Annotated in this window: 15 protein-coding genes; 11 read left to right on the forward strand and 4 right to left on the reverse strand. The window is 44.7% G+C overall.

The genetic code is table 11. The annotated features are described in order from the left end of the window. Positions 1 to 219: 219 nt before the first annotated feature. Positions 220 to 996, forward strand: a complete 777-nt coding sequence (gene yaaA / locus OQJ75_RS04085) for a peroxide stress protein YaaA (protein ID WP_265971127.1) — start codon at positions 220 to 222, stop codon at positions 994 to 996. A gap of 113 nt (positions 997 to 1,109) precedes the next feature. Here the strand turns inward: yaaA and srmB are convergent, their stop codons facing one another. Together srmB and OQJ75_RS04095 are read right to left on the reverse strand one after the other, a co-directional pair. Next, positions 1,110 to 2,375: an ATP-dependent RNA helicase SrmB gene (gene srmB, locus OQJ75_RS04090; protein WP_265971129.1), complete on the reverse strand. Its 1,266-nt coding sequence runs from the start codon at positions 2,373 to 2,375 to the stop codon at positions 1,110 to 1,112. A gap of 107 nt (positions 2,376 to 2,482) precedes the next feature. Continuing rightward, complete coding sequence (locus OQJ75_RS04095) at positions 2,483 to 3,211, reverse strand: tRNA1(Val) (adenine(37)-N6)-methyltransferase (RefSeq protein ID WP_248388225.1); 729 nt, start codon at positions 3,209 to 3,211, stop codon at positions 2,483 to 2,485. Between the two features lie 314 nt (positions 3,212 to 3,525). Here OQJ75_RS04095 and brnQ point away from each other — a divergent pair, with 314 nt between their 5' ends. After that, entirely contained in the window at positions 3,526 to 4,839 is a 1,314-nt protein-coding gene (gene brnQ / locus OQJ75_RS04100) for a branched-chain amino acid transport system II carrier protein (RefSeq protein WP_019820574.1), read from the forward strand. Between the two features lie 127 nt (positions 4,840 to 4,966). On the opposite strand, the gene fldB is transcribed toward brnQ, so the two are convergent. Continuing rightward, on the reverse strand, positions 4,967 to 5,488 hold the full coding sequence (gene fldB / locus OQJ75_RS04105) for a flavodoxin FldB (RefSeq protein WP_048606779.1): 522 nt from the start codon (positions 5,486 to 5,488) through the stop codon (positions 4,967 to 4,969). Between the two features lie 150 nt (positions 5,489 to 5,638). Between fldB and xerD the strand changes: the two genes are divergently transcribed. The 8 genes from xerD (at position 5,639) to OQJ75_RS04145 (ending at position 15,092) form a co-directional block, all read left to right on the forward strand. Further along, the gene (gene xerD / locus OQJ75_RS04110; protein WP_050648715.1) at positions 5,639 to 6,553 is read left to right on the forward strand and encodes a site-specific tyrosine recombinase XerD; all 915 of its coding nucleotides are present in this window, start codon (positions 5,639 to 5,641) and stop codon (positions 6,551 to 6,553) included. A gap of 26 nt (positions 6,554 to 6,579) precedes the next feature. Continuing rightward, complete coding sequence (locus OQJ75_RS04115; RefSeq protein ID WP_057621955.1) at positions 6,580 to 7,359, forward strand: thioredoxin fold domain-containing protein; 780 nt, start codon at positions 6,580 to 6,582, stop codon at positions 7,357 to 7,359. A 79-nt stretch (positions 7,360 to 7,438) separates the two neighbouring features. After that, complete coding sequence (gene recJ / locus OQJ75_RS04120) at positions 7,439 to 9,175, forward strand: single-stranded-DNA-specific exonuclease RecJ (protein WP_265971130.1); 1,737 nt, start codon at positions 7,439 to 7,441, stop codon at positions 9,173 to 9,175. 237 nt (positions 9,176 to 9,412) lie between these two features. After that, a protein-coding gene (gene prfB, locus OQJ75_RS04125) for a peptide chain release factor 2 (protein ID WP_100208942.1) occupies positions 9,413 to 10,511 on the forward strand; the annotation gives its coding sequence in 2 pieces (ribosomal slippage) (positions 9,413 to 9,487 and positions 9,489 to 10,511; 1,098 coding nt in all). Positions 10,512 to 10,609: 98 nt separating this feature from the next. Beyond that, a complete protein-coding gene (lysS, locus tag OQJ75_RS04130; protein WP_017110548.1) occupies positions 10,610 to 12,142 on the forward strand; it encodes a lysine--tRNA ligase in 1,533 nt (510 codons plus the stop codon). 273 nt (positions 12,143 to 12,415) lie between these two features. Beyond that, positions 12,416 to 13,750 (forward strand): cyclic-di-GMP-binding transcriptional regulator VpsR, encoded by a 1,335-nt coding sequence (gene vpsR, locus OQJ75_RS04135; protein ID WP_265971138.1) that lies wholly within the window; start codon positions 12,416 to 12,418, stop codon positions 13,748 to 13,750. 586 nt (positions 13,751 to 14,336) lie between these two features. After that, positions 14,337 to 14,588 (forward strand): hypothetical protein, encoded by a 252-nt coding sequence (locus OQJ75_RS04140; RefSeq protein WP_004735015.1) that lies wholly within the window; start codon positions 14,337 to 14,339, stop codon positions 14,586 to 14,588. A 192-nt stretch (positions 14,589 to 14,780) separates the two neighbouring features. Further along, positions 14,781 to 15,092: a DUF6482 family protein gene (locus tag OQJ75_RS04145; RefSeq protein ID WP_004735016.1), complete on the forward strand. Its 312-nt coding sequence runs from the start codon at positions 14,781 to 14,783 to the stop codon at positions 15,090 to 15,092. An 88-nt stretch (positions 15,093 to 15,180) separates the two neighbouring features. Here the strand turns inward: OQJ75_RS04145 and mutH are convergent, their stop codons facing one another. Beyond that, positions 15,181 to 15,846, reverse strand: coding sequence for a DNA mismatch repair endonuclease MutH (mutH, locus tag OQJ75_RS04150; RefSeq protein WP_048606845.1), 666 nt, complete (start codon positions 15,844 to 15,846; stop codon positions 15,181 to 15,183). 616 nt (positions 15,847 to 16,462) lie between these two features. On the opposite strand from mutH, the gene rppH reads away from it, so the two are divergent. Continuing rightward, on the forward strand, positions 16,463 to 16,981 hold the full coding sequence (rppH, locus tag OQJ75_RS04155; RefSeq protein WP_017059335.1) for an RNA pyrophosphohydrolase: 519 nt from the start codon (positions 16,463 to 16,465) through the stop codon (positions 16,979 to 16,981). Positions 16,982 to 16,983: the final 2 nt, after the last annotated feature.

The following is a 16,983-nucleotide window of genomic DNA, read 5'->3' on the forward strand; positions in this document are numbered from 1 at the left end:
GAGCGATAAATCGCTCATCCTAAAACGATTAGAAAGGCTAAGGTTTCGACCTTAGCCTTTTTCTTTGTCTGTTATTTGTCTCATTCTGTCTACCAAAGCTCATTCCCCCTATCGAAGCTCATTCTCCCTATTAAAGTAATAGGAATAGTCATAAAGACAAGTTGATGTTTTTTCTATACTCTAGCAGCATCCAGTTAGATAACCGATTAGGGTAAAGTTATGTTAGTTGTCGTTTCTCCAGCCAAAACACTTGATTACGAATCACCAATAGCGACTGAACGCTTTAGTCAGCCTGAGTTTGTTGAACACTCTGCTGAGTTGATTGAAGAGTGCCGTAAGCTGACGCCAGTGGATATTTCTGCACTGATGAAAGTCAGCGATAAAATCGCAGGGTTGAACGTAGCGCGCTTTGAGCAGTGGAGCGAGACCTTTACCCAAGACAACGCACGCCAAGCAATCCTAGCCTTTAAGGGCGATGTATACACTGGCCTAGACGCTGAAACGCTATCGGATGAAGATTTTGACTACGCACAAAATCATCTGCGCATGCTTTCTGGCCTATATGGTTTGCTTAAGCCGTTAGATTTGATGCAGCCTTACCGCCTAGAGATGGGCACACGCTTAGCGAATGCTCGTGGTACTAACTTGTACCAGTTCTGGGGCAATATCATCACAGACAAGCTGGATGAAGCGTTGAATGCCCAAGGCGACAATGTGTTGATCAACCTAGCGTCTAACGAATACTTTAAAGCAGTGAAGCCGAAGAGCCTTGATGGTCAAATCATCACGCCAGTTTTTAAAGACTGCAAGAATGGCCAGTACAAAGTGATCAGCTTTTACGCGAAAAAAGCGCGTGGCATGATGGCTCGGTACATCATTGAGAACAAAATCGATTCAGTTGAAGCGTTGACCCAATTTGATACGGCGGGTTATTACTTCGTTGAAGAAGAGTCGAACGCGAAAGAGTTGGTCTTCAAGCGCGAAGAACAAAACTAGACGCTATCGATTAATAGTCGTCACGCTATACGGCGAGATACCCATTAGATAGAAAAAGCCCCATGCAGATAACTGCATGGGGCTTTTTATTGAATCATAGAAAGGCGGTTAGATTACTTGTTCTTAACGGCTTTCTTTTTCTTAGCGATTTTCTTTTTCTTAGCAATTTTTTGCTTCGCTACCGCTTTCTTGTCTTCTTTCTTCGGTTTCTTCTTCTTCGTTACCGCGGCTTTCTTATGCGTTGGGCGCATGCCTTCGATGAAGCGCTCTTTGATCGCATCTTCAGTGTAACGAGCAACACGTTCAATCATTAGCTGATCGTGTGCTTCAATGATAGAAACCGCGTTACCTTTTTTACCTGCACGAGCCGTACGGCCGATACGGTGTAGGTAGACATCTGCTGTACGTGGCATGTCGTAGTTAATAACGTGGCTCACATCTGGAAGGTCGATACCACGAGCTGCGACGTCAGTTGCCAGCAGTACGTTGATAGAACCATCGCGGAAACGAGCAATAGCGTTGTTACGACGATCTTGAGGCATTTCACCTTGGATCCATACACACGGGATCTGTGCACTTTCTAGTTGAGCTCGAAGGTCACCTAGGCGGTCACGAGTCTTCAAGAAGATGATGCTGCGTTCAGCTTGCTCTGTGATGATATGTTTTAGGATATCAAGTTTGTGTTTCGCTGAATCGGCGCGGTGATACCATTGAGTGATCTTCTTACGTTCACGAAGTGATGATTTCGCATCGATCTCCGCTGGGTTTTTCAGCAGATCTTCAGTGAAACCTTCAATGCCTTTACCTTCTAGCGTTGCTGAGAACAGTAAAGTTTGCTTACGCCAGCGACATTCTGCTGATAAACGGTCCACAACCGGGCCAAAGCCCATGTCTAGCATGCGGTCTGCTTCATCCAGAACTAACCATTCAATCGCACGACAATCGAAACGCTCACCTTCAATGTATTCCATCAGACGACCAGGTGTTGCGACTACGATATCCTGAGTTGTACTTAAGATCTCTGCGTGCTCTTGGTACATCACACCGCCCGTGATCGTGAAGATATTTAGGCTAGTGTATTTAGCAAGCTCACGTGCTTGTTCGGTGATCTGCATTGCTAGCTCACGCGTTGGCGTCAGGATAAGCATACGTGCAGGGCCAGATTTCTTACGTGGGAAATCCAGTAGGTATTGCAGTGCTGGCAATACAAATGATGCTGTTTTACCAGTACCTGTTGGCGCAGAAGCCAAAACGTCTCTTCCATCTAACGCTTGTGGGATAGCTTCAGCTTGTATCTGTGTAGGGCGTTCGTAGCCCATTTCGTCAATTGCTTTAAGCAGCTCTTGGTTTAGATCGAGTTCTGCAAAGGTTCTGATCACTGTTGTTTCTCCACAAGCAATAAATGTTTCTGCCTCAAAAAGCAGACGATAAAAAAGAGTAGTCGGACATTATAGAAGCATTAGTGATTAGGATCACATGGTATTTGCTACATCTTGAGATAAAAATCTTTAGTAAGGGCAATAAATGCCTCGCTATAACCGCCATCGTGATGGATCGTAAGCGATTCACGCTTCAAATCTTGCTCGCAAGCAGGATCTTTAGACAATTCAAACAGAACTCGAATTGCCGGTTTTTTGTCGGTTGTTTTCACATCAAGGCGTTTTGCTAGGTACCAACCACATTGCTCGGCAAGTTTGATGAAGCCTTCTCCCTCTGGAGTTGGCAGTATGAAGCTGGCCGTCGCAGAGTCGGTTGTTATCTCGAAGCAACGCTTTGCAAGATCAAAGTGATCTAAGCTGTCTGTGTGTCTGGCGGTGGCTCTTTGGCTTTGTTGAGCCTGTTCTCCAGAGTTGAAGTAGGGCGGGTTACAGATGATTGCATCAAACCTTTGTGGAAAATCCGCCGTTAACACGCTGCCGTGATAAAGGGATATTCTATCTTGCCAAGGCGACTGCTCAATATTGACTGTGGCAGCATCAATGGCGTGTTGATCAATATCTATCGCAGAGATTAAAGCATCCTCAAAACGCTGCGTAGCCATCAAGGCCAACAAACCTGTTCCTGTTCCAATATCGAGTACACATGATCTTTGTGGCAGGCTTACCCACGCGCCAAGTAATACGCCATCGGTACTGACTGGCATGCCGCTTTGCCCGCCGTAAATTGAGAATTGCTTAAAATTGAAGCTTTTAGTTTGCACTGTTTTGTCTTTCATTAATGTTCTGAGTATCGAGATATTTTAAGTGATTAGCTCTAATGTTAACCGCTTGTATGAATCAATGTTCTGCTTGGGAAACTATTGTTGTGAATTATGGTTAGTTTATAATTGTGGCTATTTTTCTATAGCTAGTGGAATCCACTGCTTTTTGTTCTCATATGCAAATTTATATGGTGTTTTTGTGTGGTGACTTGCAGCTAGTCAGTTGTTTCGTCATTATGCGCGACTATTTTATAGATTGATTGGCAGCTTTGAGCTGTAACATTCATGTAAGCACAACATAAACTCATAAATATAACTAAGGATTATCTGTGAAACAGAGTCTAAAACTAACAGATATAATGGCATTGGGCTTTATGCTTTTTGCGTTTTTCTTGGGTGCGGGTAACATCATCTTCCCACCTCTAGCTGGCCAATTAGCCGGTGATCACTTCCTTCCCGCTATGTCTGGTTTTCTGCTGACTGCCGTTGGTCTGCCGTTAATCACTATCGTCGCGGTCGCAGTGGCTGGTGGCTCTTGGGGTCACTTAACTAAAGATCTTCCTAAGAAAGCTGCAACCATCATGGCTGTGCTGATCTTTATCATTATCGGTCCTGCATTTGCTGCACCGCGTACTGGCCTTGTTGCCTATGAGATGGCGGTGAAACCGTTCTTCATCGATGCCTCTCAAGCTCACCTTACGCTTTTTTCGATTGCATTTTTTGTAGTAGCGATGTTCTTCTCATGGTCGCAAGGTAAGCTTATTGACGTCATTGGTAAGGTACTAACACCTGCACTGTTCGTTGGTTTGGTTGTACTGGCGATTGCTGTATTCGTTAACCCTCAAGGCGATATTCTTGCGGCTCACGGTGAGTACATCACTCAACCACTGACCAAAGGTTTCCTTGAAGGCTACAACACCATGGATACTTTTGCTTCTTTGATGTTTGGTATGCTGATTGTTGATGCGATTCGTAGCAAGGGCATTACTGACCGTGCAGCGACGACTAAGTACCTGATCAGCGCTGGTTGCATTGCCGCAGCAGGTCTAGCGTTTGTTTACATCTCTCTATTCTTCCTAGGCGCAACAAGTGCAACAGTCGCAGCCGGTGCAGACAATGGCGGCGCTATCTTAAGCCTATACGTTCAATCGTTGTTTGGTCCTTCTGGTCAGCTAGTGCTTTCTGTGATCGTACTATTAGCGTGTCTAACTACGGCGATTGGCCTTGTGTCAGCATGTTCTGATTACTTCAGCTCGCTAACGCCTCTGTCTTACAAGACTTGGGTAATCATCAACGGTGTCGCTTGTGCAACCGTTGCGAACGTTGGCCTTTCTCAACTGATTTCTCTGTCTGTTCCAGTACTGTTTGCACTGTACCCAGTCGCTATCGCGTTGGTTGCTCTGACATTCTTGCGTAGCCGTTTCCCTAATCCAAAAGCGGCTTACCGCGTAGTGGTATTAGTGTCACTGCTGTTTGCTCTTATTGATGGCGCTAAAGTAGCGGGTGTAGACGTGTCTGCACTTAAGATGTTGCCACTGTTTGAGATCGGTATGGGTTGGTTGCTTCCAACAACTGCTGCAATCATCTGTATGTTCTTCGTTGGTAAATCAACAGAACAAGAGATGGCTGAAGAGACTGTTTAATCTTCCGTTGAGATTAGATTGTCCTTCGAGATGAAATAGAAAAGGCCTCATTACTTCGCAGTAATGAGGCCTTTTTGTATTCTGTGTGTTTCTATATATGAACAGCTCTTCGAGTGTGAATATGCGCTTATAGCTTTTCGCTGTACTCAACCAGAACTTGTTCTACCCAGCTTGCGATACGGTCGTCGCTCAATTCGTATTGTGAATCTTCATCAAGCGCCAAACCAACGAATTGTGATTTGTCTTCCGTTAACGCTTTAGACGCTTCGAACTCGTAGCTATCATCGTTTGGCCAGAAGCCAACAAACTCTGCACCCGCGGTTTTCAGTTCATCATGCAATAGACCCATCGCATCTAGGAACCATTCGCCGTAGCCTTCTTGGTCACCTAAACCAAACAGAGCCACAACCTTGCCTTTCATTGGCGTGGTTGCGATGTCTTCCCACAGTTCATTCCAATCTTCTTGGATTTCACCGAAGTCCCAAGTCGAGATGCCCAGCAATAAAAGGTCGTAGTCCGCCATCAATGAAAGAGGGGTTTCTTTCACGTTATGGATATCAACTAGGTCTTCACCAATAATGCCGCGAATTTTCTCTGCTGCCATTTCTGTGTAGCAGGTGGTTGAGCCGTAAAATAATCCAATTTTCATAGCAAACGTTCGATTTTAATTTCAGATGGCGAATTCTAACCATAAATCGACTTCGATTGCAGCGATTATCCGCTCAAGTCGTAATTTTTATGGCATTCATATTTGCTCTGGCATACTCTCAAAACAGTTTCCAATATTGTGAGTAACACTATGCAGTCGCCTCAAGGGCAGAGCGCAGACCACGGTCTCGTTGAGCAGTTTTTAGATGCTATGTGGATGGAGCGAGGATTATCGGAGAATACGCTTGTCTCGTACCGTACCGATTTGTCCAAGTTATTAGCGTGGATGGAAAAGAACAATTACCGCCTCGACTTCATTAGCCTTTCAGGTTTACAGGATTATCAAGGCTGGTTAGCCGACGCTGATTTTAAGCAGACTTCTCGTGCTCGTATGTTGTCGGCGATTCGTCGCTTGTTCCAATATTTACACCGCGAGAAAATCAGAGGCGATGATCCAAGCGCCTTGTTGATTAGCCCGAAGCTGCCGCAACGCTTGCCGAAAGATTTGAGCGAAGAGCAGGTTGATGCTTTGCTTGATGCGCCAGATCCGAACGATCCGATTGAGCTTCGCGATAAGGCGATGCTTGAGTTACTCTATGCAACCGGTTTGCGTGTGACAGAACTGGTTAGTTTGACGATGGAAAACATCAGCCTAAGACAGGGCGTGGTGCGTGTTATTGGTAAGGGTGGTAAAGAGCGCTTGGTACCCATGGGTGAAAATGCGGTGGATTGGATAGAGACTTTTATTGAACAAGGTCGTCCACATCTACTTGGTGAAAACAGTTCTGATGTGGTTTTTCCGAGTAAACGCTCCAAGCAAATGACCCGTCAGACGTTCTGGTATCGTATCAAGCACTACTCGGTCGTCGCTGGGATCGACACAGAGCTGTTGTCACCACACGTATTGAGACACGCTTTTGCGACGCATTTACTGAACTATGGCGCAGATCTCAGGGTCGTACAGATGTTACTTGGGCATAGTGACTTATCGACAACCCAAATTTATACTCACGTGGCGACTGAAAGGCTGAAGCAAATTCACGCGCAGCATCACCCACGTGCTTAAATCCATTTATTTTTAAGGTGAACTTAATGAGCGTATTACGCCGTCTTCCTCTACTAGCGCTTCCTCTTATGATTACTGCATGTAATGCATCAGAAGCGAAAGTAGAAACAACATCAACAGCCGTAGAAGCTGCTCCAGCTCAAGCTATTGATACAGCTGCGTTAACTAAGCGTTTTGAAAAAATCGGTATTAAAGTTGATAAGATTGTTCCTTCGGATATCGATGGTCTGTTAGAGGTTCAAACGAACAGCGGTATTATCTTTTCTTCTCCAGAGGGCGATCACTTTCTAGCCGGTACACTTTACTCTTTGGATGACAACGGTAAGTTCAGTGATGTTTTGGCTGAGCGTCAAGCTCCGTTGAATGCTGAAAAAGTTGCGGCGATGTCGGATACGGTTATCGAATATAAAGCCGATAACGAAAAGTATGTTGTAACGGTATTTACTGACATTACGTGTGGCTACTGTGTTCGTCTGCACAGCCAAATGCAGGGCTACAACGATCTGGGTATCACCGTTCGTTACATGGCTTACCCACGCCAAGGCGCGACAGGGCAAGTTGCCGATCAAATGGCAGCAATCTGGGCGTCAGATGATCCAAAAACAGCGATGCATGACGCTAAAGTAAACCGTCAAATGCCAGCGTCTGGTAAAGACCTAGCAGAGCAAAAGCAGATCATTGCTAAACAATACCAACTGGGTCGTGAGCTTGGCATCAATGGCACACCGGCTATCGTGCTAGCAAGTGGTGAGTTGGTGAGTGGTTACTTACCGCCAGCACAACTTCTTCAACGTTTAGAGCAATAATCTCGTTTCTGTATTGCTAATTTGTCCCCCATGTTTTTGATTTAAGGAGTGGCCTGATTGATATCGGGCCCATTTTTATATGATAGAGATCCAACGCCGTCCTGAGGTCGACATTTCAGTTTTACCTACTCACTTACCTGACTTGTTAAAGCGCATCTATGTGAGTCGTGGTATCGACAGTGCTGACCAACTTGAGACTGCTGCGAAAGGCTTGCACTCTTATCAGAAACTGGGCGGCATAGATGCAGCAGTTGAGCTGTTGTTCAAAGCGATTCAGCAGCAAAAACGCATCATCATTGTTGGTGATTTTGATGCCGATGGCGCGACCAGTTCGGCGCTGTCTGTTTTAGCGTTACGTATGCTCGGCAGCTCTAACGTCGATTATCTAGTACCAAACCGTTTTGAAGATGGTTATGGTTTGAGCCCGGAGGTTGTCGAACAGGCAATAGAGCTTGGTGCTGAAGTGATCATGACGGTCGACAACGGTGTCTCTTCAATTGAAGGTGTTCGCTTTGCTAAAGAGAAGGGGCTAGAGGTTCTGGTTACCGATCATCACTTGCCGGGCAATGAACTGCCAATGGTCGATGCGATGGTTAACCCAAACCTTGAGAGTTGTGCTTTTCCTTCGAAAGCTCTAGCGGGTGTTGGTGTCGCGTTCTATTTGATGATGGCACTGTGTGTTCACATGCGTAAGCTGAATTGGTTTGCAGAGCGTGGAATGACCGAGCCTAAGCTGATGGAGCTGATTGATCTTGTGGCACTAGGTACGGTTGCCGACGTGGTTCCTCTTGATGAGAACAATCGAATCTTGGTGCATCAAGGTTTACAACGTATTCGTGCGGGTAAAGCTCGTCCGGGTATTCAAGCCTTGATCGAAATTGCTAAGCGAGATGCTAAGCGCTTGGTGGCGTCTGACTTTGGTTTTGCACTTGGCCCTCGTATTAATGCGGCTGGCCGACTGGATGACATGTCTTTTGGTGTTGAGCTGCTAATGAGCAACAACATCCATGCTGCGCGTCGAATGGCGAGTGAGCTCGATGGTTTGAACCAGACCCGCAAAGAGATCGAAGAGGGTATGAAGCAAGAAGCGATGGCTTTTTGTGAGCGCCTTGAGTTTGGTAAAGACGATCTGCCTTCGGGTTTAGCGTTGTTCCAGCGTGATTGGCATCAAGGTGTGATTGGTATCTTGGCTTCGCGCATCAAAGATAAATACCACCGCCCGGTGATTGCTTTCGCTGATGGTGGGGAAGGGAGCATAAAGGGCTCTTGTCGTTCGATTCCGGGTTTACATATGCGTGATGCGTTGGACCGAATCGACACTCAAAACCCAGGTTTGATTCTTAAGTTTGGTGGCCACGCAATGGCGGCAGGCTTAACCATCATGGAAAAGGACTTTGATCGCTTCAGCAAGCTGTTTAACGATGTCGTGAAGAATGAGCTTGGAGAAACAGCACTGAAGGGCATTATCTTGTCTGATGGTGAGTTGTTACCTGAAGAGTTCTCAATGCACACCGCCGAAACGCTTCGTTCAGGTGGTCCGTGGGGACAAGCTTTCCCTGAGCCAATCTTCGATGGTGAATTTAAAGTACTGCATCAAAAGTTGGTGGGTGAAAAACATCTTAAGTTGATGTTGGAGCCGCTCTACAAAGGTCACCCGACCAATGTGATGATTGATGGTATCGCCTTTAATGTGGACCTACGCCGCTGGCCTGATGCTTCGGTGAAAACTGTGCACCTTGCATTTAAGCTCGATATTAACGAGTTTCGTGGCAACCAATCTTTGCAGCTGATGATTGATTACATCGAGGCCAAATAGTTCTTTTTTAGACTCAACAATTCTCATCATATAGCGCCAAATTCAACAAGCTCTGTTCAAAAATAGAGCTTGTTCTCTTTCCTTCCCTTACAAATTTTACGTGTTTTTTCTGCCTGTCAATTTTATATCCCATTAAGTTATTGAATCTTGGTTCACCGCTCTAAAAAATTCTGTATCTCCGTCACACTTTTGAGTACAATTCTTCGGTTAAATTCTACTCATAAATGATGAGCTAAAATGTTTGAAATCAATCCTATAAAAAACCGTCTGCAGGATGTGTCTGAGCGCACAAATATCCTGAGGGGGTATCTTTGACTATGACGCTAAGAAAGAGCGTCTAGAAGAAGTAAACGCAGAATTAGAACAACCGGATGTATGGAACGAACCTGAGCGTGCTCAAGCGCTAGGTAAAGAACGTTCTGCATTGGAAGCGGTAGTAGAAACAATCGACCAACTTGACCAAGGCGTTGAGGATGTTGATGGCCTATTAGAGCTTGCGGTTGAAGAAGAAGATCAAGAAACGTTCGATGAGATTGAACCAGAACTCGCCGAGCTTGAAGCTAAGCTAGAGAAGCTGGAATTCCGTCGTATGTTCTCTGGTGATCACGATGCATCAGATTGCTACATCGATTTACAGTCAGGCTCGGGCGGTACAGAAGCTCAAGACTGGACTTCAATGATGTTGCGTATGTACTTACGTTGGGCAGATTCGAAAGGCTTCAAGACTGAAGTTATCGAAGTGTCTGATGGTGATGTTGCTGGCCTTAAAGGTGCAACGGTACGTATCTCTGGTGAGTACGCTTACGGTTGGTTACGTACAGAGACTGGTGTTCACCGTCTAGTTCGTAAGTCACCATTTGATTCAAGTGGTCGTCGTCATACTTCATTTGCCTCTGCGTTTATCTATCCTGAGATTGATGACAACATTACGATCGACATTAATCCTTCTGACTTACGTATTGATGTATACCGTGCCTCTGGCGCTGGTGGTCAGCACGTAAACACCACGGAATCAGCGGTACGTATTACTCACGTTCCGACTAACACCGTGGTTCAGTGTCAGAATGACCGTTCGCAGCATAAGAACAAAGATCAAGCGATGAAGCAGCTACGTGCTAAGCTTTTTGAACTTGAGATTCAAAAACAAAATGCTGAAAAACAAGCGAGCGAAGAAACGAAATCAGACATCGGTTGGGGCAGTCAAATCCGCTCTTACGTACTGGATGATTCTCGTATCAAAGATCTGCGCACCGGCATCGAAAACCGTAACACTCAAGCGGTTCTTGACGGTGACTTAGACAAGTTTATTGAAGCTAGCCTGAAATCAGGTCTGTAAGCTTTACCAACTATTAAGCTTTACCAATAATATTGGTAAAAATGCCTATATTTGAAAAAATATAGCTGTCCAAATTATAAAAGCAGGGTACATCTCTAATGACTGATGCTGTTCAAAACGAAAACGCACAAGAAGCTTCTTCACCTGAAGAGAACAAACTAATCGCTGAGCGCCGCAGCAAGCTGGATCACATCCGCCTGAACTGCAAAGCTAACGGTCACCCAAATGATTTCCGTCGTGAGCACCTAGCTGGCGACCTTCAAGCAGAATTCGGTGAGAAGACTAAGGAAGAGCTAGAAGAGCTTAACCACATCGTTGCGATCGCTGGTCGTATTATGGCGAAGCGTGGTCCATTCCTTGCGATTCAAGAAACTTCTGGTCGTATCCAAGCATACGCAGCGAAAGACGTTCAAAAAGTACTAAAAGAGAAGTACCAAGGCCTAGATATCGGTGACATCATCGGTGTTAAAGGTGCGCTTCACAAGTCTGGTAAAGGCGACCTTTACGTGAACATGGAAGAGTTTGAATTGCTAACGAAAGCACTTCGTCCTCTGCCAGAGAAGTTCCACGGTCTAACTGACCAAGAGATGCGTTACCGTCAGCGTTACGTTGACCTAATCGTGAACGAAGACTCTCGTAACACATTTATCGTGCGTTCTAAGCTTGTGTCTTCAATCCGTAACTTCATGAGCTCAAAAGGCTACCTAGAAGTTGAAACGCCAATGATGCACGTGATCCCAGGCGGTGCAACAGCACGTCCATTTATCACTCATCACAACGCACTAGACATCGACATGTATCTACGTGTTGCACCTGAGCTTTACCTTAAGCGTCTAGTAGTTGGTGGTTTTGATCGTGTATTCGAGATTAACCGTAACTTCCGTAACGAAGGTCTGTCTCCACGTCACAACCCTGAATTCACAATGATGGAATTCTACCAAGCGTACTCTGACTACAAAGATCTAATGGATCTAACGGAAGAGATGCTAAGCACAGCCGCTATGGACGTTCTTGGTTCTACTTCTATGCCTTACGGCGACGAAACGGTTGAGTTCGGTGGCACTTACGCTCGCATGAGCATGTTCGATGCAATCAAACACTACACACCTGAAAATGCAAACATCCAAGCTCTGACTGAAGACGATCTTCAGAACAGAGAATTGATGGTTAAAATTGCAGAAGAAGTGGGTCTGTACGTTGAGAAGTTCTGGACATGTGGTCAGCTTCTTGAAGAGATCTTTGGTGAAACGGCTGAGCCTCAGCTAATTCAACCAACGTTTATCACGGGTTACCCAGCGGACATTTCTCCACTGGCTCGTCGTAGCGACAGCAACCCATTCTTCACAGACCGCTTTGAGTTCTTCATCGGTGGCCGTGAAGTAGCGAACGGTTTCTCTGAGCTTAACGATGCACAAGACCAAGATGAGCGTTTCAAAGCACAAGTTAACGCGAAAGACGCGGGTGATGACGAAGCTATGTACTACGATGCAGACTACATTACTGCACTAGAGCACGGCCTACCGCCAACAGCAGGTCAAGGTATTGGTATCGATCGCCTAGCGATGCTATTTACTAACACGCACACAATTCGTGACGTGATCTTGTTCCCGGCAATGCGTCCTCAAGCGTAATTTTCGCTGACAGGCTGTAATAGCCGATTCAATTTAAAAGCCACCTTCGGGTGGCTTTTTCTGTTTCTAAGTGTCCAAAACCTTGCCTGTACCGCACTCTTGATTCGAAAAATCATTATTTCTGACATAGTCTTACTATTGAGACAAAAAATCTAAGATAGTCTCACTACTATACGTCTCTGCGCTGAATACGATCTCGCGGCATTTTTATCGAACGATGAAGCAGTGACTCGTATTAGCCTGATTTAAATAAAAATAGAATAAGGAAGAAGGATGGGAACTCAATTTAAGATGGATTCCTTACCAGGTTCTCTTATCGTCGTTGGTGGTGCGTACGAACCCTGGTTATCTGTATTAGAACAAGTGGGTTGGCAGTGTACCCAGTGTGCAGATTTACGAAAAGCCGATGCATTGATTGCCGACATAGGCCCATGCATTGGTATTGTGGACCTTAGCCATGATGAGTTCAGCCTCAACGGTATTGCTAACCTTGTGAGCAATAACAAACAGGTGAGATGGCTCGCCTTTATTCGTGAATCGCAATTAAGCTCTGATACGATCTGCCAGTTTATCGTTAACTTCTGTATCGACTTTTTCACGGCACCCATTCCAGATGCACAGCTACTGAGTACCATAGGTCACCAGCTTGGCATGCTTAAGCTTGAGCAGAAAGTATGGCCAAACTACGGCATTAACAACAATATGGGCTTGCTGGGCGACTCGGTGGCAGTAAAGCGCCTAAGAGACCAAGTAAAGCGCATTGGGCCGACTGATGTCAGTATCTTAATTTATGGCGAGAGCGGGGCTGGTAAAGAGACTATCGCACGATCTATTCACCAAAACTCGTCGCGAGCACAGAAACCATTTTTAACGGTCAATTGCCGAGCTTTGTCTGAGATGAGAATTGAGTCTGAAGTGTTTGGCATTTCAGCTCTATCTGATGTTGCCCCCTGTATGTTGGAAGAGGCGGACGGTGGCACGATATTACTCAATGATGTGTTGGCGATGCCCCGCAATCAACAGTTGAATCTGTTGCGCTTCTTGCAAGAAGGGAAGGTCGAGACGGAGGCTGGATCAAAATCGGTGGATGTTCGCATTCTAGCCGCTAACTCTTCTGATATTGAAAAGGCATTGATTGAGGGGGACTTCAATGAAGAGCTTTACCACTATATCAATGTTCTGCGAATCCAGGTTCCGAGCTTAAAAGAGCGGGTTAGTGATATCTCAGTGTTGGCCAATCATTTCTTACGTCAATACTCGAAAGAGTTTAATGCTCAGGCTAAGAGTTTTTCAGACGATGCTATTCGTTCGATGAATCGCTATCACTGGCCAGGCAATGTCCGTGAGCTGATGAATCAGATTAAGCGTGTTGTTCTGATGTCGGATGCGGTGATCATCGAAGATCACCAACTTGATTTACCAAAACAGAATGATGAACGCCGCAGCTTAAAAAGCATTCGTGAACGTTCAGAGCGCGATGCATTGCTGATTGTATTGGAGTCTTATGGTGGACAGGTTTCATTGGCGGCTAAGGAGCTTGGCGTATCACGAGCAACGATGTACCGTTTGCTGAATAAACACAGTCTTATTTCTGAGGGTGTTGTGTAGAACTCTCTTCTAAGTCATTCAATCTGTTAGTGTAAATTTAAGAGCCACGCATCATGCGTGGCTTTTTTGTTGCTCATCGCTGTGTCTATGTTCGAATAATCGAGAGATGAACTCTCAGTCACTAAGAGAGATATGCTGTGATTTTATATAATTATAGTGAATATGTTATATATAAAGTAATATGCAACTGATATTTTAGGTGAATGCATTGTTTTGAAAATGTTAACCAATTATCGGTTGAATAATATACTCACTTGGTTAGACTTTAACCGTGAAAGTAACGATTTAACAAAGACTTGTCTGCTTTTACTACCCTATTTCTTTTTGGATTTTTTAGTTAGCTTGGAGGCGCAAATGAAACATTTCGATTTTATACAGCATATTTGCGCGTCGTTTGATCCGTGTACTGACATTGCGACTGTTATGTCACAAACATCAGCCATGGCCGATCGAAACACCCAAGATAAACCTAACTAATAGATCCGTACCCTTATTTGGCTGCGGAAAAATAGCAGCTAAGTGAGAAGCCCTCATACTATCTAACACGCTATTTTTCCTCAGTTGATTCAACAACTGGAGAGTTATTATGCGTCACTCAGTATATTTAAAATTAGCAACAGTCCTTATCCGTGCCGATCTTCGTCGTGAAGAGCGAGAATGGCAAAGAAAAGTTCGTCGTAGTTCATATGATCTACCATGGAACAATACCCACTTATTAAGAGATATTGGCCTTGAAGCCGATGGTCGACCAATTGGTTTTTCTGAACCTGAAGTCGTCACGATTGAGCGTCGAGTACGTCACCTTCGTCGTGTCTTAAGTGCGCGAATACCGACGTAATCTGCGGGGTTGATAGCACCTTTCAACCCCTAAGATAATTAACAGTGATAGTTATGGCGTCGAAAGTGCAAACTTTTGAACTAGAACTGGCCAAAAAAGAGAAGCGCCTGCTTCTCTTTTTTGCTTTTTTAAGCCGTTATCTAGTAAAGGAAAAGAGTTCTACTAAGCTTTATAGAGCAAGGGAGGCCAGCTATGCAAAAGCATCAATTAGACATGTGGTTACATGGAGAGCACAAAGACTCTTATCAAACACCCAAAGTGTACGTTATTGGCTGTTCTGATATTTCAGAATATCTATTGGCGGTGGAGTACAAACACAAGCTAGAACCGGTAAAGCAAGACGGTGAGCCGCTTCACTTTGGATCCTTGGATCAAGTGAAAGAGGAGTTACTCCGGCTCGGCTTTGAAAAGGCGTATCTTCGCTTACACAACGCCTATGATGAGTTTGGTAATGAGCCAAGCCAAAGCTACTGTGATATTGAACTGGCGCTTAAACCTCATTAAGAGGCGTTTGTAGCGAGAGATTGATTCTAATTACAGACTGTTTTGTAACGCACTGATAGTTTTGGCTATCGAGTCTAGATTAAACGATCTATGCGTAATGTGTTGTCAGTAATTTATGGGTGAATTGAGTTCGCAGATAAAAACCACGTGGTTTAGTTTTGATAGGTTTTCCACTTGCACCGTAAGCTTCAGTTAACACGCGACTGTTGGCTGCTTTTGGACGTAAATGCAGTGCTTCACCGTGTCTTGCTGTTATCTGTTCAACATTGCCTAAAACGATCAACTCCATCAGCTCTTCCCAATCTCTTTTCAAGAGTTCGTCTTCAGCTTGGCTAGGTGTCCATAATAATGGGGATCCTACATGCCTCTCAGCTAGCGGGATCTCTCTTTCTCCCTCGACAGGGATCCACAACACCTTAGACAGCTTGTTTCGAACGTGGCTGGTTTCCCAAGTTATGCCTTGCACGCCCATCAACGGCGCAACACACACAAAGGTGGTCTCAAGTGGCTTGCCAGAATAGCCAATCGGAATGCTTTTTAGCTCGATCCCGAGCTTGGCAAAATCTTGCTCTGGCTTACTGCCTGCAGGTGCACCCAAGTGCCATTCCAATAGCTGCCCAACCCAGCCTTTATCACGCTTAAGGTCGTTTGGCATCACCATCTCGGCTTCGTCGGCGAGCTCTTTAAAGGTCATTCCGGCGATGGCATACGCGCGCTCTAACAGCTCTTGTTGTGTTTGTGGTTCTGGTTTCATAATAAAAGGCATGATCAAAAAAACGATTTTATCAGAAGTTATCACCAAATGACGACTGGTTAAGAAATGATCTCCTTGCGAGAAAAGGGATCAAACTCAGGGTTATCCACAGGACATAAAGGTAATTAATTGAAATATTAATTTAGTGGATAAATAAACAGGGGTTTATGGTGGATAAAATGCTTGCCAAATGGGGTTCAAAATGAATCTTTCACTTGGTCGTGTGGATAAACATCGGAGTGGTTGATCTTTAACCATGTCAGATTTCTGAAAGATCTTTTACATTTCCAATGTTTTTTAAAACCAAAATATTATTTTAATTAACTGATTTATATGAAAATAAAATTAATTTGATTGATTTGTCGTTTTTGGTGTTGATGAATCTATGGATTAAAAAAAACGATTGCGGGTAATTCTTCACATAGTTATTCACAGAAAAGGTGAATAAATGTGGTCTATGTCTCACTATTGTGTGGGTAACTAGAATTTGAGCAAAACTTATCCATATTCCTAGTTATTATTCATAAATATAGCGCTTATCACGTCACTAAGTTTGCTCCGATTGGGGATATGTGGAAAAATCAGAGTAATTAAAAATTTAGATAGAGGTTGGCCAGTGATAGATGGCGATGGTTACCGATTAAATGTTGGTATTGTAATCTGTAACAACCATGGTCAGGTCTTCTGGGCTAAACGATACGGGCAACATTCATGGCAATTCCCTCAAGGGGGAATAGATGAAGGTGAGACTCCGGAACAGGCAATGTACCGCGAGTTGTATGAAGAGGTTGGCCTTACTAAAAAGGATGTAAAGATCGTCGCGACAAGTCGTCATTGGTTACGCTACAAGCTACCCAAACGACTGGTTCGGTGGGATTCTAAACCTGTCTGTATTGGACAAAAACAGAAGTGGTTCCTTTTGCGCTTAGATTGCGATGAATCGCATATCAATATGCAGCGTGGAAGTACACCTGAGTTTGATGGTTGGCGTTGGGTGAGTTACTGGTACCCAGTTCGACAAGTTGTTTCTTTCAAGCGAGATGTTTACCGTCGAGCGATGAAAGAGTTCGCATCTTTAGCAATGCCGTTTAAAGAGCGAAAAATAAAAGGAAAGCGCAAATTGCGTAGAGGTTAAGC

It is taken from the genome of Vibrio sp. 14G-20 (assembly GCF_026241515.1).
In the GTDB taxonomy this organism is placed as follows: domain Bacteria; phylum Pseudomonadota; class Gammaproteobacteria; order Enterobacterales; family Vibrionaceae; genus Vibrio.